Origin of the sequence: Actinoplanes sp. NPDC051851 (assembly GCF_040681165.1) — a bacterium.
Lineage (GTDB): Bacteria > Actinomycetota > Actinomycetes > Mycobacteriales > Micromonosporaceae > Actinoplanes.
Genome location: NZ_JBFAYF010000097.1, coordinates 1 through 23071 on the forward strand (window position 1 = coordinate 1; position 23071 = coordinate 23071).

Genomic DNA, 23071 nt, shown 5'->3' on the forward strand with positions numbered 1-23071 from the left:
TGGGCATGCAGGGCATAGACGCTTCACCGCCCTGCATGCCCACCCACCGCCCCGACCGTCACAGGGTGAGAGGGGCGGGGGCCAGGCGATCGGCGAGTACGTGGGCGGCGAACAGGTGGAAGCCGATCACCAGGGGGGTCGTCACCGGGACGGCCAGCGCCAGGAAGAGGGCGAACAGGGTGGTCGCGGCGAGGGCGGCGGTGGCGCGGGGCCGGTCCCAGGACCAGCGGGCCGCCGCCCGCCAGGGGAGGGCGGGATCGCGGCCGAGCGTGACCAGGGTCAGCGTCGCGAGGCCGGAGAGCCAGAGGGTTGCCAGGGTGGTGATGGTGAGCAGGAGGGGGCCGCCGGGGACCCAGCCGCCGCGGACGGCGGTCAGGTCGATGGCCAGCAGGGCGGCGGCCAGCAGCACCGGGAGGCCGGGGAGGATCGCCCGGCGGTACTGGCGCAGCAGCGGGCCCCAGTCGGGGAAGCGGCCGTTGCGGTAGCGGTGGTGGACCGCGGTGGAGCCGGTGGCCAGCGCTGCCGGGGCGGTGAGCACCGGCAGCGCGAAGAACGTCACCGCGAAACCGATCAGGGCGAGGTCGGCGGCGAGGGCCAGGCGTTCGCGCCAGTCGGGCCGGGCGAGGGGGGTCTCCTCCTCGGGCCAGCGCGGGCTGTCGTGCGGGGCGGACACGGTCATCCCTTGAGGCCGGAGGTGTTGATGCCCTCGACCAGGAGGCGCTGGAAGGCCACGAAGAAGAGGAAGACCGGGGCCAGGGAGAGCACGGACATGGCGAACATCGGGCCGACCGCGGACTGGCCGGTGGAGTCGATGAAGAGGGTCAGCGCCACGGGGGCGGTGTACTTCTCCAGGTCGGAGAGGTAGACCAGTTGGCGGAAGAAGTCGTTCCACGTCCAGATGAAGGAGAAGATCGCCGTGGAGACCAGAGCGGGACGACTCAGCGGAAGGATCACGTACCGGAAGATGTTGTAGGGGCTGCAACCGTCGATCTTGGCGGCGTCGTCGAGGTCGCGGGGGATGCCGCGCATGAACTGGACCATCAGGAAGACGAAGAACGCGTCGGTGGCGAGCAGGTGCGGCACGATCAGCGGCAGGTACGGCCACGGCCCGCCGACCCAGCCGAACGCCTTGAACATCACGAACTGCGGGACGATCAGGACGTGGCTGGGCAGCAGCAGCGTCCCGATCATCAGGCCGAACCAGAGGCCGCGCAGCCGGAAGCGCAGGCGGGCGAAGGCGTACGCGGCGAGCAGGCACGACGTGCAGTTCGCCAGCACGGTCAGCACCGCGACCATGAAGCTGTTCAGGAAGAACCGTCCGAACGCGACGTCGAAGTGGCTCCAGCCCTCGGTGTAGTTGCCGGGGGTGAGGACGTCCGGCCAGATCGAGACGTTGTTCAGGATCTCCTCGGGCGACTTGAACGAGCTGCCGAGCATCCACGCCAGCGGGTAGAGCACGAGCGCGGTGAGCAGCACCAGGGTGACCGGCCGCGCGTATCTGCGGAGGGTCATCAGTCTTCTCCGTCCGAGTAGTGGACCCAGAACCGGCCGGTGCGGAAGAGCACCACGGTGATCAGGCCGATGGTGAGCAGGAAGACCCAGGCCATCGCGGAGGCGTAGCCCATCTCGAAGTTCGCGAAGCCCTTGAGGTACAGCTGGAGCGTGTACATCAGGGTCGAGTCGACCGGGCCGCCGGTGCCGCCGGAGAGGACGAACGCCGAGGTGAAGCCCTGGAAGCCGTGGATGGTCTCGAGGACCAGGTTGAAGAAGATGACCGGGGAGAGCATCGGCAGCGTGACGCTGAGGAACTTGCGGATGGTGCCCGCACCGTCCACCTCGGCCGCCTCGTAGAGCTCTCCCGGCACCTGCTTGAGGCCGGCCAGGAAGATCACCATCGGGGCGCCGAACTGCCAGACGGCGAGCAGGATCAGGGTGCCGAGCGCGGTCGACGGGTCGTTGACCCAGGCCTTGCCCTCGATGCCGAACCAGCCGAGGAACGCGTTGAGCGCGCCGGACCGGTCGAAGATGGCGCGCCAGATCATCGCCACCGCGACGCTGCCGCCGAGCAGCGACGGCAGGTAGAAGAGGCCGCGGAGCACACCGGAACCGCGGAACGGCTTGTTCAGCAGCAGCGCCACACCGAGCGCGGCGCCCAGCTTCAGCGGGGTGGCGACCAGCGCGAACATCAGCGTCACCTTGACCGCGTGCCAGTACGCCGGGTCGGCGGTGAACATCTTGCGGTAGTTGCCGAGCCCGACCCATTCGATCTCGGACCAGGAGCTGAGGATGTCGTAGTTGGTGAAGCTGAGGTACAGCGACATCAGCATCGGGACCGCGGTGACGAACGCGAGCCCGAGCAGCCAGGGGGAGAGGAAGACGTATCCGGCCCGCCCGTCGTCCCGGTGCCGGGCGGGCCGGCCCCGCCGCTGGTGAGCGGCGGGACCGGACTGCGGCCGATGTGCGGGCGGCCTGGTGCCGACTGCCACGTTGCTCACCCGGCGACCGCGGCCTGCGCGGCGGTGAAGAACGCCGTGGCGGCGTCGGCCGGGCTGGCGGTACCGAACTGGACCGACTCGGCGGCCTTGACCAGCTCGGTCTTGGCGACCACGCTGTGGCCCTTCGGCGGCACGTTCGGCGCGGTGCCGAACTTCTTGACCAGCTCGTCCTCGAGGGCGATCGACGCCTTCATCGCGGTGTCGGTGGTGGTCGCCGCGACCTGGGACCGGATGTCCGTGTTGGACGGCAGGCCCCGGTCGGTGCCGAGGATCTTGCCGGCCTCCGGGTCGTTCGCCAGGAAGTTGAGCACGTCGACCGCGGTGTCCTTGTGCTTGCTGCCGCGGAAGACCGAGAAGTACATCGAGGCGCGGGCCCACTGCGCGGCCGGGTCACCCGGGTACGCCACCACGCCCAGCTCGTCCTTGGTGTTCTTCTGGATGTCCGGCATCTGGTTCGCCCAGACCCAGGAGGTGAGCGCCTTGCCGGTCACCACGGTCTGCTTGGTGATGTCGGTGGCGTTGCCCTCGTGGATCACGTCCGCGGTCGGGGTGGCGCCGGCGTCGCGGGCCGCCTTCCAGAACTCGAACCACTTCTGCACGTCCGCGGCGGTGAAGCCGAGCTGGTTGCCGTTGTAGAGCTCCTTGCCGTTCTGCCGCAGCCACACCCAGAGCGCCTTGTAGTCGGCGCTCGGGTCCATGGTCCCCGGGATCTTGGTGGCGGCCCCGGCGGTCTTCGCCCAGGCGACGAACTCGTCCCAGCTCATCCCGGTGGTGGGCAGCGGCTGCTTGGCCGCCTCCAGCTTGGTCTTGTTGAAGACCAGGCCCTGGGTGTTCTCGCCCATCGCCATGCCGGCGAGCGCGGTGTCGACGACGCCGTACTTCCAGAGGCCCTCGGGGAACTTCGACAGGTCGAGCGTGCCGGCGTCCTTGTAGGAGGTCAGGTCGAGGGTGACCTTGCGGGTCGCGTACTCGGCCAGGTAGTTGTCGTCGATCTGGAAGATGTCCGGGGCGTCGTCGCCGGCCGTGAGCGTGGCCAGCTTGTCGAAGTAGCCCTGGTTCGCCTGCCACGTGGTCTTGAACGTGACGTCCGGGTGCTTCTGGGTGTAGAGCGCGAGCGCCTGCTCGGTGAGCTTGGCGCGGGCGTCGCCGCCCCACCAGAAGAAGCTGAGCTCGGTCTTGCCGTCGGCGGAGTCGTCGTCACCGCAGGCGCTGAGCCCGAGCGGAACGGCGAGGGCCCCGGCCGACAGGTAGAGGAAACGGCGGCGGGAATGAAGGGCGTCGTGCATGGGGATGGGTCACTCCTTGGCGTATGCGGCGACCTGCGCGGTCGCCCCGGCCGGGGCGTACGGCCCGGGCCCGGTGGAGTTACGGATGACCAGATCGGTCCGGAGCGTGACCTGCCCGGTGGAGCCGTCGTCGCCCTGCTGGAGCAGCATGTCGACGGCGGCGCGCCCGGCGGCGGCGGTCGGGTTCGCCACGGTGGTGAGGGTGGGGCGGACCAGCGCGCTGGTCGCGATGTCGTCGAAGCCGACGACACTGACCCGTTCGGGTACGGCGACGCCGCGGTCCTGCAACGACTGGAGCAGGCCGATGGCCATCAGGTCGTTGTAGGCGAGCACCGCGGTGGCGCCGGTGGCGAGCACCGTCTCGGCCGCGTCCGCGCCGGCCGAGGAGACCGGCTGGTGCGGGCCGAGGACGGTGAGTTCCGCCCCGTCCGCCCGGGCGGCTGCCCCGGCGGCGCGGCGGATCTCCCGGTTGGTCCACGAACCGCGCGGACCGGACAGGTAGACGAGGTGGCGGTGGCCCAGGCCGACGAGATGGGCGACGGCCGAGCGCGCGCCCTGGCCGACGTCCATCACCACCGCCGGAAGCCCGGTGATCAGGCGGTTCACCACGACCAGAGGCACCTCGCGGCGCAGTTGTTCTATCTGGTCGTCGCTCATCCGGGGACTGCAGAGCAGAATCCCGTCGACCTGTTTGGCGAGAGCCCGGACGAGTTCGGTCTCGGCGACCGGGTCCTCGTCGGTGTCGGCGACGAAGACGTGGTAGTCGCGCCGCCGGGCGTGGGTCTCGGCCGCCTTGATCATGGGCGGGAAGAACGGGTTGGCGATGTCGGCCACGATCAGGCCGATGTTGTGGGTACGCCCGGTGATGAGCGCCCGGGCCGCCCGGTTCGGGCGGTAGCCCAGTTGTTCCGCGGTGGCCAGCACCCGCGTGCGTGTCTCGGGGTTGACCAGATGCGGCGCCGAGAAGGTGCGCGACACCGTGGAGATGTGCACTCCGGACGCCTTGGCGACGTCCCGGATGGTCACGGCCACGGTGCCTCCCGGCGATGGTTGGAAGTGACGGAGTGTGATCCGGCTCTCTCTGGTGACAGCCATTAATGCAAACGGTTGCTGACGTGTCAACGCCCTTCGATGTCGATCATGTTTCCCGCAGGCTCCTCTGATGCGGCATAGTGGGGCAAAACGCGCCTTCCATTGACTTCTGTCGTGGTCTTGCTCCTAATCTGTTGCAAACGTTTGCCGAATGGAGGCGGGGGAAGATGGCGCTTCGCCGGTACGCCCTCGTCGGTGCCGGCGCCCGGGCCGGGATGTTCATCAGGGCGCTGACCGAGGACCACGCGGATGTGGCGCGACTGGTCGCTCTGGCCGACACCAACCCGGCACGCGCGGCGGCCCACGGTGTCGATGTCCCGATCTATCCGGCAGCCGACGTCGCCGGCATGCTGAGGCGTGAGCGCGTCGACGTCGTGCTGGTGACCACGGTGGACCGCTATCACGCGGACTACGTGGTCGCCGCCATGGAGGCGGGGTGCGATGCGGTCACCGAGAAGCCGATGGCGGTGGACGCAGCCTCCGCGCGGCAAATCCTGATTTCCAGCGAAAAAACTGGACAGAAAGCAAGGGTTGCCTTCAACTACCGGTACCACCCGCTCCACGAAGCCGTGAAGACGATCATCGCGGGCGGGGAGATCGGCGAGGTCGGCTCGGTCCACGTCGAATGGCTTCTCGACGTACGCCACGGCGCCGACTACTTCCGCCGCTGGCACCGCGAGAAGGAGAACTCGGGTGGACTCCTCGTGCACAAGGCCGGCCACCACTTCGACCTGGTCAACTGGTGGCTCGACGACAGTCCGTCGCAGGTCTTCGCCGCGGGCCGGCTCTTCTTCTACGGCGAGAACGGGCGCCGGCACGGGTACGCCCGCGACTACGACCGCGCCCACGGCGCACCCGCCGCCGAGGGCGACCCGTTCGCGCTCCGGCCGGCCGACGAGCCCCGGTTGCGCGAGCTCTACCTGGAGACCGAGCGGCACGACGGCTACCTGCGCGACCGCAACGTCTTCGCGCCCGGCGTGACCATCGAGGACGACATGGCCGTGCTGGTCAGGTACGCCGGTGGCGCCTCGATGAGCTACCACCTCACCGCGTACGCCCCGTGGGAGGGCTACCGGGTGATGGTCAACGGCAGTAGGGGGCGCCTCGAACTGGAAGTGGTGAAGAACGACCACGTGGCGCCCGGCGCGCCGGGGTCCACCCGGTTGCTGTTGCGGCCCTTCTGGGCACCGCCCCGGGAGATCCCGGTCGGCGGGTCGTCCCGGCGGGGGCACGCCGATGCCGACGACCGGATGCTCGCCGACCTGATCCGCCCGGACGCGCCGCCCGACCCGCTCGGGCGCACGGCGGACGCGCGGGACGGCGCCCGTGCCCTGCTCACCGGACTGGCCGCGAACGAGTCACTCGCCTCGGGCCAGGCCGTACGCGTAAAGGATCTTTTGGATCTCGAGGAGATCGTGTGACTGTCGAAGACCACCTGTTCCCGGCCGAGGCCACCCAGCGGCAGATCGCGCGCGAGCTGTACACGCACGCCCGTGACCTGCCGCTGATCAGCCCACACGGCCACGTCGACCCGGCCCTGCTCGCGAACGACGAGCCGTTCCCGGACCCGGCCCGCCTCTTCGTGGTGCCCGACCACTACGTCACCCGGATGCTGGCGAGCCAGGGCATCCCGCAGTCCCGTCTCGGAGTGCCGTCGCTGGACGGCAGCGAGGTGGAGACCGACGGCCGGGAGATCTGGCGCCTGCTCGCGTCGCACTGGCACCTGTTCCGCGGCACACCGTCACGGCTCTGGACCGAGAAGGTCCTCGACGAGGTCTTCTCGATCACCGAGAAGCTGTCCGACGCTACGGCCGACGAAATCTACGATGATTTATCGGATAAATTGACCCAGCCCGAGTATCGGCCGCGCGCCCTCTTCACCCGGTTCAACATCGAGGTGCTGGCCACCACCGAGAGCCCGATCGACGACCTCTCCACGCACGCCAAGCTGGCCGCGGACGGCTGGGGCGGCCCCGGTGGCCGGGTGATCACCACGTTCCGGCCGGACAACCTGGTCGACATGGAGTGGGTGGGCTGGGCCGGCCGGGTCGCCGCGCTCGGCGAGCTGACCGGGCAGGACGTCGGCACGTACCCGGGCTTCCTGGCCGCGCTGCGTGCCCGCCGGGAGCTCTTCGTCGCGGCCGGCGCCACCAGCTCCGACCACGGGCACCCGACCGCGGCCACCCTGAGCCTCTCCGACGCGGACGCCGCGGTGCTGTACCGCAAGGGACTCGGCGGCGGCGCCGACGCGGCCGACGCCGAGGCGTTCCGGGCGCACATGCTGGTCGAGTTCGCGAAGATGTCCCTCGACGACGGCCTGGTGATGCAGCTGCACCCGGGTTCGGTCCGCAACCACAACCGCGCGCTGCACGCCCGGCACGGCCGGGACGTGGGCGGCGACATCCCGTCCGCCACCGAGTACGTGCGCGCCCTCCAGCCGCTGCTCGACCTCTACGGCGACGACCCCCGCCTGCGGATCGTGCTCTACACCCTCGACGAGACCGCGTTCACCCGGGAGCTGGCCCCGCTCGCCGGTGGCTACGCCGCGCTCTACCTCGGCGCGCCCTGGTGGTTCCTGGACAGTCCGGAGGGTCTGCGCCGGTTCCGTGAGACGGTCACCGAGTCGGCCGGCTTCTACAACACCGCCGGGTTCGTCGACGACACCCGGGCGTTCTGCTCGATCCCGGCCCGGCACGACGTGGCCCGCCGGATCGACGCCGGGTACCTCGCCCGGCTGGTCGCCGAGGGCCGGCTGCCGGCCGACGAGGCGGCCGAGACGATCGCGGATCTGGCGTACCACCTGCCGAAGCGGGTGTTCCGGCTATGAGCGCGGTGATCACCGGGGTGGAGGTGCACGACGTCCGGTTCCCCACCTCCGCCGAGGGGGACGGGTCGGACGCGGTGAACCGGGGCGACTACTCGGCCACCTACGTCGAGCTGCACACCGATGCGGGTGTCACCGGGACCGGGCTGACCTTCACGAACGGCCAGGGCAACGAGATCACCTGCGCGGCGGTCCGGGCGCTCGCACACCACGTCGTCGGCCGTACGCCGCACGAGGTGGAGTACCGGGAGATCGTCGCCGACCCGCAGCTGCGCTGGATCGGGCCGGAGAAGGGCGTCATCGCGATGGCGTCCGGCGCGCTGATCAACGCGGTCTGGGACCTGCGCGCCCGGATCGCCGGGAAGCCGATGTGGCGGTACCTCGCCGAGATGAGCGCCGCCGAGCTGGTCGAGTCGGTGGACTTCCGGCACATCACCGACGCGATCACCCCGGCCGAGGCGTTCGACCTGCTGGAGAAGGGCGCGGTCGGGTACGCCGAGCGCCTCGCCGACCTGGACCGGGACGGGTTCCCGGCGTACACGACCAGCGTGGGGTGGCTCGGCTACCCGGACGAGAAGGTCCGCGCGCTGACCCGGGACGCGGTCGGCCAGGGCTGGACCGCGGTGAAGATGAAGGTCGGCGGCCCCATCGAGGACGACGTCCGGCGTGCCGGGATCATCCGCAGCGAGCTGCCGGAGGGCGCGCTGCTGATGATGGACGCCAACCAGGCCTGGGACGTGGACCGGGCGATCTCCTTCATGAAGAGGCTCGGAGTCTTCGACCCCTATTGGATCGAGGAGCCCACCCACGCGGACGACGTTCTCGGGCACGCGCGGATCGCCGCGGCCGTCGCGCCGGTCCGGGTCGCCACCGGCGAGGTCGCCGCGAACCGGGTGATCTTCAAGCAACTGCTGCAGGCGAAGGCGATCGGCGTCTGCCAGGTGGACTCCTGCCGGGTCGCCGGGATCCCCGAGGTGCTCGCCATCCTGCTGATGGCCGCGAAGTTCGGGGTGCCGGTCTGCCCGCACGCCGGTGGCGTCGGACTCTGCGAGTACGTCCAGCACCTGGCGATCTTCGACTACCTGCGGGTCGGGCGCTCGCTCGACGGCCGGATGATCGAGTACGTCGACCACCTGCACGAGCACTTCACCGACCCGGTGACCGTGGTGAACGGCCGCTACCGGCTGCCCACCAAGCCCGGCTACAGCGTCGAGATGATGCCGGGCTCGGTCGCCGGGTTCCGGTTCCCGGACGGGCCGGCATGGCGGTGACCACCCGGCTCGGGCTCGCCGCCCTCGCGGATCTCGCCCCGGAGAACCGGCCCGCGGTCCGGCCCGGCGACGTCCGGCCCGGTGTCCTGCACCTCGGGCTCGGCGCGTTCCACCGCGCTCACCAGGCCGTCTACACCGAGACGGCGGTCGCGGCGTCGGGCGGCGACTGGGGGATCATCGGGGTCGCGCCGCGCTCCCGGGACGTCGTCGACCGGCTGCGCGAACAGAACCTGCTCTACAGCGTGCTCACCGTGGGCGGCGGGCCGGATCACGCGCGGGCGGTGGGCATTCTGTCCGGTCTCGGTCACGCCGCCGGGGATCCGTACGGGGTGGTCGCGGCGATCGCCGACCCGTCCATCCGGATCGTCACGTTGACGGTGACCGAGAAGGCCTACCGGTTCTCGCCCGGCGAGCTGACCGGGGACGCCGCGCCGCGCAGCATCCCGGCGCTGCTCGCCCGGGGGCTGATGAAACGGACGGCGCCGCTCACCATCCTGTGCTGCGACAACCTGCAGGGGAACGGGCCGCGGGTCCGGGCGGTCGTCGAGCAGGCCCTCGACGTGGCGGGTGGCGCGCTGCCCCGGGAGGTGGCGTTCCCGTCCACCATGGTCGACCGGATCGTGCCCGCGACCAGCGGGGACCACGTCGCGCGGGCGGCGCGGGCACTCGGTGCGGCGGATCGGGTGCCGGTGGTGGCCGAGCCGTTCCACCAGTGGGTGATCGAGGACCGGTTCCCGGGCGGGCGGCCGGACTGGGGCGCGGCCGGGGCGATCCTGACGGACGACGTCACGCCGTGGGAGACGCTGAAGCTGCGGGCGCTCAACGCGGTGCACTCGGCCTGCGCGTACCTCGGTGCCCTCGCCGGGTGCGAGATGATCGCGGAGGCGCTGGACCTGCCGGGGATGGGCGGGTTCCTCCGGACCCTCCTCGCCGAGGACGTCGCGCCGACGGTCCAGCCTCCGCCGGGAGTCACGGTGACCGGTTATGGCGAGACCGTTCTCGGTCGCTTCGCCAATCGGGAGCTGGGGCACCGTACCCGGCAGGTGGCGATGGACGGCACCCAGAAGCTGCCGCACCGGCTGCTCGGCACGATCGCCGACCGGCGGCGGGCCGGCGCGATGCCCACCCGGGCGGTGCTGGTGCTGGCGGCGTGGATGCGGTTCGCGCGCGGTCTCGCGGACGACGGGTCGGCGCTGCCGCTCGACGATCCGCTCGCGCCACGGATCCGTTCGGCGCTCGCCGCCGCCCCTTCGTCGCCGGCGGGCGTGGTGTCCGCGCTGCTCCCGATCGTGGCACCGCCCTCCTCGTCGCCGGGTCCCGCTTCGCCGGGTCCCGCTTCGCCGGGTCCCGCTTCGCCGGGTCCCGCTTCGCCGGGTCTCGCCCTGCCGGGCCCGGCCTCGTCGTGGGATCTCGCCGAGGACGCGGAACTGCGGGTGGAGCTGGTCCGGTGGTCGAGCGAACTGGCCCGGCACGGTGCCGCGGCCGTGATCCGGGAGGTGGGCTGATGAAGCGCGTCGCGTTGATCGGTGCGGGCGGGCACGGGCTCTCACACCGCCGCAACCTGCGCAGACTCGCCGATCTCGGCAGGCTGGAGATCGCCGGATACTGCGACCGGAACCCGGTCGACCACGAGCCCGGCATTCCGTTCTTCGAAGATCACACCCAACTTCTCTCCACCGTACGGCCAGAGCTTGTGATCATCTGCACGCCGCCGCACACACATCTGCCCATCGCGCTGGACTGTCTCGCGGCCGGTGCCGACCTGCTTCTGGAGAAGCCGCCGGTCACCTCGCTCGCCGAGCACGACGTGCTGGCCGCGGCGGTCCGCGATGCGGGGCGGGCCTGTCAGGTGGGGTTCCAGGCGCTGGCGTCGCCCGCTCTGCCCTACCTCGTGGGGAGGTCGGGCCCGGTCTCGGCGGCCGGGGCGTGGTGGCGGCCGGACACCTACTACAAGCGCGCGCCGTGGGCCGGCCGGCAGGCGTCCTTCGACGGCGCCCTGGTCAACCCGTTCGCGCACGCGCTGATGCAGGCGCTGGTGGTCGCGGACCTGGACCCGGTGACCGTGGAGCTGGAACGTTATCGGTCACGCGACATCCAGACCGACGACAACACGTTCCTCCGCGCGACCGGTACCGACGGCCGCACGGTGACGGTCGCCGTCTCCCTGGCCTCCGCCGTCTTCATCGCCGGCGAGATCACCGTGGAGGGGGCGGTGTCGGAGTATCCGACGGACCGGCTGCGGCTTCCCGGGGAATCCGATTTCTCGGAGATGCCGGGCAGGGTGGATCTTCTCGAGAACCTGATCTCGGGGGAGCCGCTGATCGTTCCCCTCGCGTTGACCAGGCCGTTCACCGCCGTTGCGGAGGCGATCGTGGCCTCCGCGCCGCCGTACCCGATTCCCGCGGAGTTCCTCACGCCGCACCCCTCCGGGGAGGGCAACGCCGTCCCCGGCATCGACGAGCTGGTCCGGCAGGTGGCATCGACCGGCCGGCTTCCCTCCGAGCTCGGCGTCCCCTGGGCTCGGACCCCGCTCCACCTGTCCCTATAAATCCATCTTTCTGGAGTAAGAATGCCCAGAAGAACCGCTCTCGCGGTGACGTTCGGCCTCCTCCTCGCCGGCGTCTCCTCCGTCCCCGCCTCCGCCGCCATCCCCGCCGCCCTCCAGCAGGGCCTCGCCGGTTCACCGGGCCTCGCCGCCGCCTCCGCCGTCGCCGCTTCCTCCGCCGTGCCCGCCGCGGCCCGGGCGGTGCTCCCCGCGAACGACGGCTGGGCAGCGGACGGCACCGGGACCACGGGTGGCTCCACCGCCGCCGACGATCACGTCTTCGTGGTCCGGACCCGGGCCGAGCTGGCCGCCGCGCTCGGCGACGGCACCGACACCGCGCCGCGCATCGTCCTCGTCGCCGGTACGATCAAGGCCAACACCGACGACGACGACGCTCCGCTGACCTGCGCCGACTACGCCGACCCGGCCTACTCGCTGGACGCGTACCTCGCCGCCTACGATCCCGCGGTCTGGGGCACGGCGGCCAAGCCGAGCGGGGATCTCGAGGACGCCCGGGCCCGTTCGGCGAAGAACCAGGCCGCCCGGGTGCAGCTCAAGGTCTACTCGAACACGACCATTTTCGGACTCAGCAACGCCCGGATCGTCGGCGGGAACCTGCTGATCTCGGGCGCCGACAACGTGATCGTGCGGAACCTGCGCCTCGAGGACGCCGCCGACTGCTTCCCGGCGTGGGACCCGACCGACGGCTCGGCCGGCAACTGGAACTCGAACTACGACCTGGTCACGCTGACCGGTGCGTCGACCCACGTCTGGGGCGACCACAACACGTTCAGTGACGGGAACAACGTCGACGCCGACCAGCCGCTCTACTTCGGGCGGCCGTACCAGGTGCATGACGGTGCGTGGGACGTGATCCGGGCGTCCGACCTGGTGACGTTAAGCTACAACGTCTTCCAGGAGCACGACAAGACGATGCTGATCGGCTCGACCAACACGGTCGGCGCGGACGTCGGCCACCTGCGGGTCACCCTCCACCACAACAAGTTGGCCAACGTGGGCCAGCGGGCACCGCGTGTCCGATTCGGGCAGGTGGACGTCTACGACAACTACTACTACGCCACGGACGAGGACACGTACTCGTACTCCTGGGGCGCCGGCGTCTACTCGGCCATCTACGCGGAGAACAACTTCTTCCTGCGTAGCGCCGACATCCCGCTGGACGCGTTCGTCTACAACTGGGGCGGCACCGCGGTGACCGAGATCGGCACCCTGACCAGGATCGGCACCGGCAAGGTCGCCGCGACCTCGCTGGTCGGCGAGTACAACGCGACCTACGACCCGGACCTGGGCACCGACGCCGGCTGGGCGCCGACGCTGCGGCCCGGTGCGCTCACCCCCACCGCGTCCGTCCCGTCCGTCGTCGACTCCAGTGCCGGAGCCGGCAAGCTCTGCCTCTAGAGATCTTTACGGTACGTCCGCGGCCGCGCTCTCCCCTCGGGGTGCAGCGCGGCCGCTGGTCATCACCCCGGGTAATGTTCTTTCCAGATTCCGGCATTAGCGAATACACCCCAGAAATGCCGTGATCTCCGTTTATCGAAATGTTGTGATCGACACGGTGCCGTGGCTCCGGTGCCGTCGCGCCGCCTCCCATCTGGGGGATTCCGCCCTGTTATGCTAGTCGCTCGTCAACAGCCGGATTGATCGTCACGCTTATTCGATCTTCTCCGCTCTCGTCGGCGACGGTAGTCCTGTGTACGGTACGAACCGGCCACCCGACGACGCACAGTGATAGGGCACGCCCGTGAAAACGAGTCCGCTCCGCGCGGAAGACCCCAGGCAGATCGGTGCGTACCGACTTCTGGAGCGTCTCGGCGAGGGCGGCATGGGTTCGGTCTTTCTCGGACAGAGCGAGAGCGGCCGCCGGGTAGCGGTGAAGATCGTCAAGCCCGGCTACTCGTCCGATCCGGAGTTCCGGGCCCGCTTCCGTGGCGAGGTCCAGCGCGCCCGCCAGGTGCCACCGTTCTGCACCGCGGAGATCCTCGACGCGGATCCGGAGCATGAGACGCCGTACCTGGTGGCCGAGCTGGTCGAGGGGCCGAGCCTGCAGGAGGTGGTCCGCGACCGTGGCGTGCTCACCGACGGTAACCTCTACAGCATCGCCATCGGGGTGGCCACCGCCCTGGTCGCCATCCACGAGGCGGGCGTCGTCCACCGCGACCTGACACCGTCCAACGTGCTCTTCGCCCTGGGCGCCCCGAAGGTGATCGATTTCGGTATCGCGAAGGGCCTCGACACCACCGATCACCACATCCTCCCGGGCCACGTGCTCGGGACGGTGGCATACATGGGCCCGGAACGCTTCGACGCCGAGTCGGCCGCCGCGGTCGGCCCGGCCACCGACATCTTCGCGTGGGGCGCCGTCGTCACCTACGCCGCCACCGGCCGCCCGCCACACACGGTGGAGACCATGGTCGCCGCCGCGGCCGGCGTCCCGCTGCCCGACCCCGACCTCTCCGAGCTGCCCCGCTCGTTGCGCGGCCTGGTCGCCTCGGCGCTGTGCCCCGATCCGTCCGCCCGCCCGTCCGCCCACGAACTGCTCGACCGTCTCCTGAAGGCCGGCGCCGCCGGCGACTCCCGGGTCCGCGCGGGCCTGGCCGAACGCCCCGAGGTCCGCCGCGCGGCCGCCGCCCTCCAGCACACCGCACCGTTCCCGTTGCCCCAGACTTCGCCTCCCCCGACTCTCTCGTCTCCGGCCTACCCGCTCTCCGCGACCTCGTCCTCCTCGACCGCTCCTTCCTCCTCGCCCGCTTCCTCCGCCCCGTCCTCCTCACCCGCTTTCCCCGCGGCGGCTTTCCCCGGCGTGTCCGCTGCTGCCTCCGCTGTGTCCCCCGTCCACCCGTCCTCTGTGGAGATTGCCCCGTTTTCTCCCGGGGTGCCGTCGTCCGTTCAGCGGGCGACCGCCTCGGTAGGGGCTCTCGCCGCAGTTCCGGCGGACGCATCGGCCACAGCTCCGGTGGTGGCCCCGGCCGCGGTTTCGGCCACAGCTCCGGCGGGCGCCCCGGTGGCGGGCCGCCGGGGCCGGGGGTTCCGCGCGTTCGCCGTGGCGGCGGCCCTGGTGCTCGCCTGCGGCACCGGGGTGCTTGCCGACCCCCTGGTCGACAACCTGCTCCAGGCGCAGCCCGCGGTCACCCCGTCGTCGCTGCTCTCCTCCGCGATCGCCGGCCGTGAGGACGCGGGTGAGGCCCCGGCCAGCCGCGGTGGCAAGCGCGGCCGGTGCACTCTCGACGGTCCGTTGCGGGTGCTGTCGACCGATCCGCAGGCCTTCACCTGCCCGGCCGTCCTGGGCACCGGAAGCCAGTCGATCGAGGCCGAGGTCAGCCTCGACAGCTCCAGCGCCTGCGCGGCCGTCTGGCTCCACACCGCCGCCGACGACGCGTACCGGATCTCCCTCTGCTCCGCCCACCTCTCCCTGACCACCGAACACGCCGACCACGCCCGCGCGCTGGCCTCCGACGCCCTCTCCGGCCGCCTCCCCGCGAACACCTGGCACCATCTGGCGATCCACGCCACCGCCACCGACCTGACGATCACCCTGGACCACACCCAGGTCCTGTCCCACCCGCACGCCCTGCCGACCCCACCGACCGGCCAGGTGATCCTCGGACTGGACCCCACGTCCGCCACCTCCCCACAGTCCACGGTCACGTTCGCCGAGATCACCGTCACCCCGTCCTGATCCCCGCCCTCGGCCGGCACTCAGATGTGCCTCCGCGCTCTGCTCGTCAGTCGGGGGACTGTCCACCGATCGCCGTGACGGCGGTGCGCGGAAGGCGTCGACCTGGCACTCCGCGATCGATGCGGTGCCGTTTACACCGTTTCCCGGGCAGTCCCGGGCAGTAGCGCCAGGGTGAGTCGTCGAGGTGACGCCAGGGTGAGTGGCGAGGGTGAATCCCGTACTGCCGACACGGCTGCCTGGCGCCGATAGCGTTTCCGGCATGCACAGCGGCACGCGCAGAACGCTCATCCAGTAGACGCGGCTGTCCGAGGGGCGTGCCGGTGAGGGATGGGCGGCGAGGAGATGCCGGTGCGGGCGACAGCGAGGGACGGCGGCGCGGGGCAGCGGGGACGGCGGTGCGGCGCAGGGGGACAGCGGCGCGGGAGTGTGGGGACGGTGCTACGGCGCAGTGGGGACGGCGGCGCGGAGTAGTGGGGACGAGGACGGGGATCAGGTGAGCTCGTAGGAGCGGCGGACGGTGGAGAAGTCGCTGCTGGAGAGGGCGGTCGGGGGGATCCAGAACGTGACGCCGGAGACGGTGCCCCACTGGGTGCCGGCTTCGGGGCTCACCTGGAGCAGGGGGACGTGACCCGTGGGAGGGGTGGCCTGGGTGTCGGGGTAGCCGAAGAGGCGGTGCCGTGGGGCGGTGAGGTAGGGGGACAGGTCCTCCCAGAGGTTGATCATGTCGGTGGGTGGAATGTCGAGTTCCTCGTCCACGCCGGACTGCCAGTCGGGGAGGGCGGCCAGCGGGGTGGCGGTCAACGGGAGGGGAGGGAGCGTGGCCAGGGCTGGGGCGCCGGTGCCGGCCGGGAGGTGCATCACGTGGCAGCCGTCGTCGCCGTGGTCGCCGAAGTACGGGGCGGTGAAACCGTCGTCGTGGAAGAAGAGCAGCCAGCCGTGGTCGGGGAAGGGCCAGTGCCGGCCGAGCAGTGGGGCCAGGTGGGAGCAGTCGAGGCGGGCCAGCAGGAGCATGGGCTGGGAGCGGTAGTACGGCCAGTCGAAGGGGACGGTTCCGGGGTCGCCGCCGATCGTGCCGGCGGTGGCGCGGACGGCGGCGCGCCGGGCGGGGCGTTCCAGCGCTATCGACGGGCGGGACATCTCCAGGTAGGCGGTCGCGGCCTCGACGGGAAGCCGGGTGCGGACGAGCGCGCGGACCTCGGCGGGCAGGCTCGCCACGCTGCCGGCCTCGGAGACGTGCCGCCGCGCCGAGACCTGGTCGGCCGAGCCGTGCCGGGTCGTCGTGGGGCGGTCGGCCGAGCCGTCGTGCCGAGCCGCTGTGGGGTGGTCGGGTGAGGCGTGGCGATGAGAGGCGGCGTGGTCGGCGGAAGCGTGGCGATGTGGGGTGGGGTGCTCGGGGGTTTGGTGGTCGCCGGCGGTGTGGCGGCTGGGGGTGGGGCGCTCACTCGAGGCGTGCCGGCCCTCGGTGGGGGGACTCATGCTGGCCGAGTCTGGCACAACGAACAGTGATCCACCTCATCTTCGGTGGGTGGAAGCGGGGGCGGATGCCGAGTGGAGGGGTGCCCGGAACAGGTCCTTAAGAGCGCTTCCTGTTGATCCTTAAGTTTTCCTTTAGATCGATCCGTGATGGGAGCGTTCCCCGTATGGACCGGATGAGAACGCGGTCCGTACAGGAAGGCGACACACATGAAGCGCTACCGGAGCAACCGGAACAACGGCCAGGGTTGGGACGTGCGGCGCTGGCGGGTCGTCGGCATCGCCGGCGTGGCGGTGGCGGTGGTGGGCGCGGGTCTGGGTGTGGCGTCGGCGGCGACCACCACGGCGGTGCCGACCGTGAACTGCCCGAGCGTGGCGGATGAACTGCCGGCGATCCCCGCGCGGGCGCAGGACGAGGTGGAGCGGAACCTGGCGCTGCTGAACACGCAGATCCAGGAGGCGAACAACCGGCTGGCCTCGTCGGTCGGTGAGGGCGGCGACAACTTCATCCAGAACGCGATCCTCGGGCCGCTGAAGGACAAGCGCGCCTCCACGATCGACCGGATCGTGATCTCGATCGGACGGGGCGGTGAGAAGCCCGTCCTGGACGTCGACACGCTCGCCACCTGCACGCTGAACGAGAACGGCGGCGGCGAGGCGGCGCCGGAGCCGACCGCGGTCGAGTCGGACGCGGCGACGGCCGAGCCGAGCGAGGAAGCGAGCGACGAGGCCACCGCGGACCCGACCGAGGAGGCCGGCGACGACGCGGACGACGCGGACGACGCGGGCAACACCGGCGTCAACGACGGCACCGCGACCGTGAACTGCCCGGACGTCGTGATCGACGTGGACATCCCGGCGTCGGCGCAGGACGAGGTCACCCGGAACCTGGCGCTGCTGGAGACCCAGATCGACGAGGCCAACGCGCGGATCGCCTCGACCGCCGGTCAGGGTGGTGCGAACTTCATCCAGAACGCGATCCTCGGCCCGCTGGCCGACAAGCGCCTCTCCACGATCAACCGGATCGAGACGGCGATCGGCCGTACCGCCGACAAGCCCGACCTCAACGCCGAGGGCCTGTCGGTCTGCACGCTGAACGAGTGACCCGCTAGAAGAACCCTGTGTGACGAGCCCGGCCGTCCTCGGCCGGGCTCGTCGCGCGTACGGGGCCGGGCGGCAACCTAGACTTCGGGGTCAGCCCTGCCGTGACCGTGACCGTGAAGGACCGCCGTGGTACTCCCCAAGAGCCTGCAACCCGCCACCCAGGACCCGGGCGGGTTCGCCGCGGACCGGGCGTATCAGCAACTGCGGGACGCGATCCTGGACGGCGACATCCTTTCGCCCGGCATGCCGCGGCGCTGGATCGGGCGGCGGCCGCGCCCTCGTGCACGGTGCTGGCCGGGGGTACCTGCGATGATGAGTCGGGGATATTTCGTGCGGCCGACCGTGATCGAGTGCGCGGATCCGACGGACGAGGTGTTCACCACGGAGTATTTCGGGCCGATCCTCGCCGTCCACGTCTACGACGACCTCGACGCCGTGGCCGGCCTGGTGGACTCGGCGAGCCCCTACGCCCTGACCGGGGCGGTCTTCGCGCAGGACCGGGGTGCCCTCGAAGCACTGTCGCGGCGGCTGCGTTTCACGGCGGGGAACATGTACTACGACGACAAGCCGACCGGGGCGGTCGTCGGGCAGCAGCCGTTCGGCGGTGGGCGCGCGTCGGGCACCAACGACAAGGCGGGCTCCTGGCACAACCTGGTCCGCTGGACGTCCCCGCGCACGATCAAGGAGACGTTCGTGCCGCCGGTCGAGCACCGGCATCCCCACCAGGGGTTCTGAGCGGAGCGCAGGGAGCGTTCGCCGTATTCTCCGTGATCTCCCCGTCGGTGATCGTCTATGCTCGCCCGCACGACGGGGGATCGGGGGATCACTGTGGACGGAGAGACGGTGCCGCACGCGGTGCGGCGGGGTTCGAGGCTGCTGGTCGGCTGCGCGGTGGTGGCGGTGCCGATGCTGGCGATCGCGCTGGCAGCCTGGTGGCGGGTGGAACAGCTCGCGGACGCGTATGCCGCGGTCGGTCAGGCCGCGGTGGTGGCGGACGACGTCGAGGGCCTGCGCGGCGATCTCGTCCTCCAGATCGCCGTGTTCGGCGCGATCGCGGTCGGTGCGCTCCTGCTGGCGGTGCTGATCCGGCGGCCGTTCCGGTGGGCGCGGACGGCCACGCTCACCTTCGCCGGGGTGACCCTGCTGGGGCTGGTCTGTGGGCTGATGGGCGGGCCGCTGGGGCGGAGCGCCGCGCCGAGCGAGACGCCGTTCCCGGACCTGTCCCGGGCCGGCGACGCGCAGGTGGGGCTCGGCGAGTTCCCGCTGGCCCACTCGTACGTGCTGATCATCGGCTTTCCGGGGGTGGTGCTCCTGGCCGGGCTGATCGCGGTGACGATCCAGATGACCCGGAGCGGCGCGATCGACTACTACCGCCCGGAGACCAGGGTCGCCGACCCGGACTGGTCCGGCTTCGTCGAGAAGCGGCGGCGGGCGGTCAGCGGGGAGCCGGAGTAGGGTGCGTCTCTTCGGGAGTGGGCGGCCGCGCCGCCGCTCGTCGATCGAAGATCACCTCGGAGTTCGTCGCGCAGGTCACTCACGGCGAAACACACCCCCGGAGTAGCACCCGCGGTTCTGCCTGCCGTCTGGCTCAGGTCGTGGTGCGGCTCAGGTCGCGGTGCCGCTCAGGTCGCGGTAGGCGGACATCACCGCGGAGGTGTGGTCGGCCAGGTCGGCGGCGTCGTCGGTGGGCGGTGGCGGGAGTGCGGGGGAGAGCGCGGCGGGGTCGTCGAGCAGGTGGGTGGTGTCGCGGAGCAGGGCGCGGGCGCCGGAGATCGCCTGCTCCTGGCGTACGAAAGCCTCGGTTTCGTCCGCCATCCGGGTGAGGTGGCGGATCCGGTGCGCGACCGAGGTGTCCAGGCGGCGCAGGTGGAGGCGGGCCTGGTCGGCCCGGTCGGTCAGCTCGGCGTGGATACGGCTGCCGCGCGGGACGGCCGGGTCGATGTCGGTGAGCCGGGCGTGGGAGAGGCGGACCTCGTGCCGGTCGGTGAGGACGCCGGTGAGGCTCCAGAGGGCGGCGGCCAGGGTCGCGCTCGGCTCGTCCATCGGCAGGTAGTCGCGGAGCAGTGGCCAGCGATCGAGGATCATCACGGCGGCGTCGGCGGCGCGGCGCAGGTCGGCGCGGTCGTCCCGGTGGGTGAGGACGCGGTAGTCGCCGGGCGTGCGGCCGAGGAGGCGCCACCCCGCCGTACGGGGGACGGCGTAGGTGATCCGCTGCTGGCCGAGCAGGGTCTCCCGCGGCCGGACCAGCACGAGCGAGCCCAGCACCAGGTGGTCGCAGGCGAACGGGGCGGACGGCGGACGCCGCCCCACGACGGTCTCCGCGACGCCTTCGGCCAGATATAACCGCACGTCCCGATTCTGCCCCGCGCCCGCCACCCGGGCCATCCGGCCGGCGCCCGGGGCGGTATCAGGCCCGCGGATACACCCGTGAGAGCCGGCCGGGAGAGGGACCGCCGGCGGGGGGACAGGGGTGTCACGCAGCGATCGCGGTCGGATAGCAATGAGTGATAGCACGGCGGTCGCGGAGGGAGAGCGGTTGCGATGGTGTGACGGACGTGTGTGGCTTTCGCGTGGGGGGTGGGTTACGTGGTAGAAATCCGCGCCAGCGAGAATGCTCCGCGTGCCGGCGGAGCCGGATCTTGTCAGGGGGGACGGCGGTGCCGGGCAGTGCGCGCACGATCAGTGCCACCAGCGGTGGCAGCGTGGTCGTCTATCTCTCGGTGACCCTGCGGTCACGGCTCCGGGCGCACGCGGCGGAGACCGGCCGCTCGCACACACAGATCGTCTTCGACGCGTTGAACGCCACGCACGCCCGTCTGGCCGAGTTGCTCGGCGGCGGACGGGCGGAGGCGCCGCTCGACGGTCTGTTCGTGGTGCAGCGGTCCGGGCGGCGGCAGCACCGGGAGGACCGGGTGCAGGTCTCGATCCGGCCTAACCGCGCCAACCTCGCCGTCATCGACCAACTCGCCCGCCGGTACGGCTCCGGCAACCGATCCGCGCTCGTCGCGGCCGCCCTCGACGCCTTCCTTCCCCCGGATTCCACGAAGGGCCTCCCCGGATGAAGCAGTTCAACGACCTGATAAACAACTTCTGGTCGGACTACGCCGCACTCGTGCTGCTGGCCGGCGGTGTGCTCGGCGTGGTCGCGCTGATCAGCCTGGCGGTCTGGGCCAAGAAGTCGAAGAAGCCGCTGCGGCCGATCGCGCTGTCGTTCAGCATGAACCTGGCGCTGCTGCTCAACGCCGAGGGCATGTGGGTGATCGCCACCGGTCAGCTGCACCTGCCGAAGCTCTTCGCGGTCCTCGTCTTCGCGGTCTTCGAGATCTGCTTCCTCACGGCGACGTCCCTCGCGGCGGAGCAGTACCGGCGGACCACCGTCTACGAGCCGGACGGCACCATCGCCTCCCCGGGTCACCCCGGCCCGATGCTCTGGATCGCCGCGCTGATCGCCGGCGTCTCCGGCATCATCGTGGCGAGCAACGCGCAGACCAACACCGAGCGCCTGCTGCGTCTCGCCGTGCCCTGCGTGATCTTCCTGATGTGGTGGGCGGCGCTCACCGCGGCGGGTCAGCGGGTCCGCCGGGGCCGGTTCGCGTACAGCCCGCGCCGTCTCGCCGAACGCTGGGGCTGGCTGATCCCGGACGACGACCCCGACCTGGTCCGGATGGCGTCCGAGCGGCAGGTCCGGCGGATGGTGGTCAACCACCACCGGGTCAGCTCGGCGCGCTGGCCGAAGTCGTGGTGGCGGAACCGGCTACTCAAGGACGCGCGTACCGCGAACGAGCCGGTGGTGGCCGAGGTGGTGCAGCAGCTCGCCCGGATCCAGCGGGTGATGGACCTGCTCATCCCGGGCAGCGCGCCCCGGCCGGTGCCGGTCCTCCCGCTGGAGGCCGCGGCGCCCGCCGAGCCGGTCACCGCCGAGCCCGGGCAGGTGCCCGCGCAGGCCCGTCCGGTGCAGCCGCTCCAGTTCGTCTCGCCCACCCCCGAAAACACCCTCACCACCGTTCCGGGTACGACCGGAGTCCCCGCACCGCGCAGGCACGGGGAGAACGGGGTGCTGCCCGGCGATCTGTCGGCGATCCCCGGCGCCCCGGTTCCGGGTGACCCGACCGCCGTCCCGGGTGCCGTCCCCGCGGTGCTCGGCTCGATCACGGGCGCTCTCCCGACCATTCCGGTCCCGCTCCCGCCCCAGGCGGGCACCCCGCTCCCGCCCCAGGAGGGCACCCCGCTCCCGCCGGGTGCTCCGGTTCCGTCGCGGCCCGTCGCGGCCGCCGCGCCCGGGATGACCGTGCCGCCCCGGCCGGTTCCGGTGCCCCCGGTTCCGGCGGTCGACCCGTCGACGGCGTACGCGGTCGCCTCGGTCCTCGCGAACAACGGCACGAACGGCAACGGGGCCAACGGCCGTGGCCCGGCCGCACCGCCGCCCGCCTGGGCGACCACGCCGACCGGGTCGCGCCCGGCGGTCAACGTGGTGGGCTCGCCGTGGTGGCGGCTCGCGGTCGAGGGGCTGGCCCGGATGGTGGCCGACGAGATCACCCCGGAGAACCTGCCGGACATGACGTACCAGCGGGTCGGCGAGCTCGCCCGCAACCTGGCGCCGCGGGTCAGCGGGCTCGGCGAGGGCGTGGTCCGGGCGTTCGTCATCGACTACGTGCGCGAGATGAACGGCGAGCCGGGCGAGGCCGCGTACCCGTGGCGGGACCTGCTGCCGCAGCCGGCCGCCGCGCGGGTCGGCTCGGAGGTCTGGATGGAGGCGCTGCAGCAGGTGTCCGAGGCGCTCAACGAGGAGCTGCTGCAGGGCGACGTCCGGGACGCCCGGGAGCTGGCCGCGGTGCTCGCGCCGAGCATGCCCCGCCTCGACGAGGCGACCATCCGCGACTTCATCGGGGACTACCTGCTCGCACTGAGCGGGCAGCCGAACGCCGGTGCCGACCAGCCGTACCAGCACCTGCTGCCGCGTGCCCAGGGTGGCCGGGGACCGAGTGACGAGGAGGTCCTCGACGTCTACGGCGAGCAGCTGATCGAGCACCTGCGCTCGACCGGCAAGCTCACTCAGTACAAGGTGCGCGCGGTCACCGGCGTCAAGGGCAAGGTCCAGCTGGAGCGCATCCGGGTGGCCGTCGAGGAGCGCGCCGCCGAGACCGCTCCCGCCTGACCGATCCGGTTCCCCGACGGGCTGGTGTTCCGGGGTGCCTCACGACGTGAGGCACCCCCGAACACAAGAACCCAACCACGACACAGCCCAAGGGGGTGTGAACTGCGCGGGGGGCCCGTGGAGGTGTTA

General features: G+C 71.4%; 18 protein-coding genes and 1 pseudogene. 12 read left to right on the forward strand and 7 right to left on the reverse strand.

The features are described from left to right. Positions 1-58: 58 nt before the first annotated feature. Genes AB0M08_RS44300 through AB0M08_RS44320 form a run of 5 tightly spaced genes read right to left on the reverse strand, consistent with a single transcriptional unit; the run spans position 59 to position 4813 of the window. Positions 59-679: a hypothetical protein gene (locus AB0M08_RS44300; protein ID WP_364507379.1), complete on the reverse strand. Its 621-nt coding sequence runs from the start codon at positions 677-679 to the stop codon at positions 59-61. Continuing rightward, positions 676-1512: a carbohydrate ABC transporter permease gene (locus AB0M08_RS44305; RefSeq protein WP_364507382.1), complete on the reverse strand. Its 837-nt coding sequence runs from the start codon at positions 1510-1512 to the stop codon at positions 676-678. Before AB0M08_RS44305 ends, AB0M08_RS44300 begins: the two co-directional genes overlap by 4 nt. Further along, positions 1512-2486 carry a sugar ABC transporter permease gene (locus tag AB0M08_RS44310; protein ID WP_364507424.1) on the reverse strand — a complete coding sequence of 325 codons (975 nt, stop codon included), beginning with the start codon at positions 2484-2486 and terminating at the stop codon, positions 1512-1514. The genes AB0M08_RS44305 and AB0M08_RS44310 overlap by 1 nt, the downstream gene beginning before the upstream one ends. 5 nt (positions 2487-2491) lie before the next feature. Next, positions 2492-3781, reverse strand: a complete 1290-nt coding sequence (locus tag AB0M08_RS44315; RefSeq protein WP_364507384.1) for an extracellular solute-binding protein — start codon at positions 3779-3781, stop codon at positions 2492-2494. A 9-nt stretch (positions 3782-3790) separates the two neighbouring features. After that, the gene (locus AB0M08_RS44320) at positions 3791-4813 is read right to left on the reverse strand and encodes a LacI family DNA-binding transcriptional regulator (RefSeq protein ID WP_364507387.1); all 1023 of its coding nucleotides are present in this window, start codon (positions 4811-4813) and stop codon (positions 3791-3793) included. A gap of 227 nt (positions 4814-5040) precedes the next feature. On the opposite strand from AB0M08_RS44320, the gene AB0M08_RS44325 reads away from it, so the two are divergent. From AB0M08_RS44325 to AB0M08_RS44355, 7 genes are all read left to right on the forward strand, one after another. Beyond that, a complete protein-coding gene (locus tag AB0M08_RS44325) occupies positions 5041-6294 on the forward strand; it encodes a Gfo/Idh/MocA family oxidoreductase (protein WP_364507390.1) in 1254 nt (417 codons plus the stop codon). Next, the gene (gene uxaC / locus AB0M08_RS44330; RefSeq protein ID WP_364507393.1) at positions 6291-7700 is read left to right on the forward strand and encodes a glucuronate isomerase; all 1410 of its coding nucleotides are present in this window, start codon (positions 6291-6293) and stop codon (positions 7698-7700) included. Before AB0M08_RS44325 ends, uxaC begins: the two co-directional genes overlap by 4 nt. After that, positions 7697-8968 carry an enolase C-terminal domain-like protein gene (locus tag AB0M08_RS44335; protein ID WP_364507395.1) on the forward strand — a complete coding sequence of 424 codons (1272 nt, stop codon included), beginning with the start codon at positions 7697-7699 and terminating at the stop codon, positions 8966-8968. Before uxaC ends, AB0M08_RS44335 begins: the two co-directional genes overlap by 4 nt. Beyond that, the gene (locus AB0M08_RS44340) at positions 8959-10473 is read left to right on the forward strand and encodes a mannitol dehydrogenase family protein (RefSeq protein WP_364507397.1); all 1515 of its coding nucleotides are present in this window, start codon (positions 8959-8961) and stop codon (positions 10471-10473) included. The genes AB0M08_RS44335 and AB0M08_RS44340 overlap by 10 nt, the downstream gene beginning before the upstream one ends. After that, entirely contained in the window at positions 10473-11516 is a 1044-nt protein-coding gene (locus tag AB0M08_RS44345; RefSeq protein WP_364507399.1) for a Gfo/Idh/MocA family oxidoreductase, read from the forward strand. Before AB0M08_RS44340 ends, AB0M08_RS44345 begins: the two co-directional genes overlap by 1 nt. Before the next feature lie 21 nt (positions 11517-11537). Then, positions 11538-12932, forward strand: coding sequence for a pectate lyase (locus AB0M08_RS44350; protein WP_364507402.1), 1395 nt, complete (start codon positions 11538-11540; stop codon positions 12930-12932). A gap of 343 nt (positions 12933-13275) precedes the next feature. Continuing rightward, on the forward strand, positions 13276-15210 hold the full coding sequence (locus AB0M08_RS44355; protein WP_364507405.1) for a protein kinase: 1935 nt from the start codon (positions 13276-13278) through the stop codon (positions 15208-15210). Between the two features lie 489 nt (positions 15211-15699). Here AB0M08_RS44355 and AB0M08_RS44360 read toward each other — a convergent pair whose 3' ends face one another. After that, the gene (locus tag AB0M08_RS44360; RefSeq protein ID WP_364507407.1) at positions 15700-16686 is read right to left on the reverse strand and encodes a DUF1963 domain-containing protein; all 987 of its coding nucleotides are present in this window, start codon (positions 16684-16686) and stop codon (positions 15700-15702) included. A 207-nt stretch (positions 16687-16893) separates the two neighbouring features. Here AB0M08_RS44360 and AB0M08_RS44365 point away from each other — a divergent pair, with 207 nt between their 5' ends. The 3 genes and pseudogenes from AB0M08_RS44365 to AB0M08_RS44375 all read left to right on the forward strand — a co-directional run bounded on the left by AB0M08_RS44365 (position 16894) and on the right by AB0M08_RS44375 (position 19242). Then, positions 16894-17787, forward strand: coding sequence for a hypothetical protein (locus AB0M08_RS44365; protein ID WP_364507410.1), 894 nt, complete (start codon positions 16894-16896; stop codon positions 17785-17787). 233 nt (positions 17788-18020) lie between these two features. Further along, positions 18021-18522, forward strand: a pseudogene (locus tag AB0M08_RS44370) (aldehyde dehydrogenase family protein); the annotation flags it as partial. A gap of 108 nt (positions 18523-18630) precedes the next feature. After that, on the forward strand, positions 18631-19242 hold the full coding sequence (locus AB0M08_RS44375; RefSeq protein WP_364507412.1) for a hypothetical protein: 612 nt from the start codon (positions 18631-18633) through the stop codon (positions 19240-19242). Between the two features lie 150 nt (positions 19243-19392). Here the strand turns inward: AB0M08_RS44375 and AB0M08_RS44380 are convergent, their stop codons facing one another. After that, positions 19393-20136: a hypothetical protein gene (locus AB0M08_RS44380; protein WP_364507415.1), complete on the reverse strand. Its 744-nt coding sequence runs from the start codon at positions 20134-20136 to the stop codon at positions 19393-19395. Positions 20137-20426: 290 nt separating this feature from the next. Here AB0M08_RS44380 and AB0M08_RS44385 point away from each other — a divergent pair, with 290 nt between their 5' ends. Both AB0M08_RS44385 and AB0M08_RS44390 read left to right on the forward strand, forming a co-directional pair. Then, complete coding sequence (locus tag AB0M08_RS44385; RefSeq protein ID WP_364507418.1) at positions 20427-20849, forward strand: hypothetical protein; 423 nt, start codon at positions 20427-20429, stop codon at positions 20847-20849. Further along, entirely contained in the window at positions 20846-22942 is a 2097-nt protein-coding gene (locus AB0M08_RS44390) for an MFS transporter (protein WP_364507421.1), read from the forward strand. The genes AB0M08_RS44385 and AB0M08_RS44390 overlap by 4 nt, the downstream gene beginning before the upstream one ends. The last annotated feature ends 129 nt before the right edge of the window (positions 22943-23071 follow it).

Bases quoted from the DNA above. Each gene is read 5' to 3' on its own strand.
- AB0M08_RS44300 (WP_364507379.1), bottom strand. From the start codon at position 679: ATGACCGTGTCCGCCCCGCACGACAGCCCGCGCTGGCCCGAGGAGGAG.
- AB0M08_RS44305 (WP_364507382.1), bottom strand. From the start codon at position 1,512: ATGACCCTCCGCAGATACGCGCGGCCGGTCACCCTGGTGCTGCTCACC.
- AB0M08_RS44315 (WP_364507384.1), bottom strand. From the start codon at position 3,781: ATGCACGACGCCCTTCATTCCCGCCGCCGTTTCCTCTACCTGTCGGCC.
- AB0M08_RS44325 (WP_364507390.1), top strand. From the start codon at position 5,041: ATGGCGCTTCGCCGGTACGCCCTCGTCGGTGCCGGCGCCCGGGCCGGG.
- AB0M08_RS44335 (WP_364507395.1), top strand. From the start codon at position 7,697: ATGAGCGCGGTGATCACCGGGGTGGAGGTGCACGACGTCCGGTTCCCC.
- AB0M08_RS44340 (WP_364507397.1), top strand. From the start codon at position 8,959: ATGGCGGTGACCACCCGGCTCGGGCTCGCCGCCCTCGCGGATCTCGCC.
- AB0M08_RS44345 (WP_364507399.1), top strand. From the start codon at position 10,473: ATGAAGCGCGTCGCGTTGATCGGTGCGGGCGGGCACGGGCTCTCACAC.
- AB0M08_RS44350 (WP_364507402.1), top strand. From the start codon at position 11,538: ATGCCCAGAAGAACCGCTCTCGCGGTGACGTTCGGCCTCCTCCTCGCC.
- AB0M08_RS44360 (WP_364507407.1), bottom strand. From the start codon at position 16,686: ATGAGTCCCCCCACCGAGGGCCGGCACGCCTCGAGTGAGCGCCCCACC.
- AB0M08_RS44365 (WP_364507410.1), top strand. From the start codon at position 16,894: ATGAAGCGCTACCGGAGCAACCGGAACAACGGCCAGGGTTGGGACGTG.
- AB0M08_RS44390 (WP_364507421.1), top strand. From the start codon at position 20,846: ATGAAGCAGTTCAACGACCTGATAAACAACTTCTGGTCGGACTACGCC.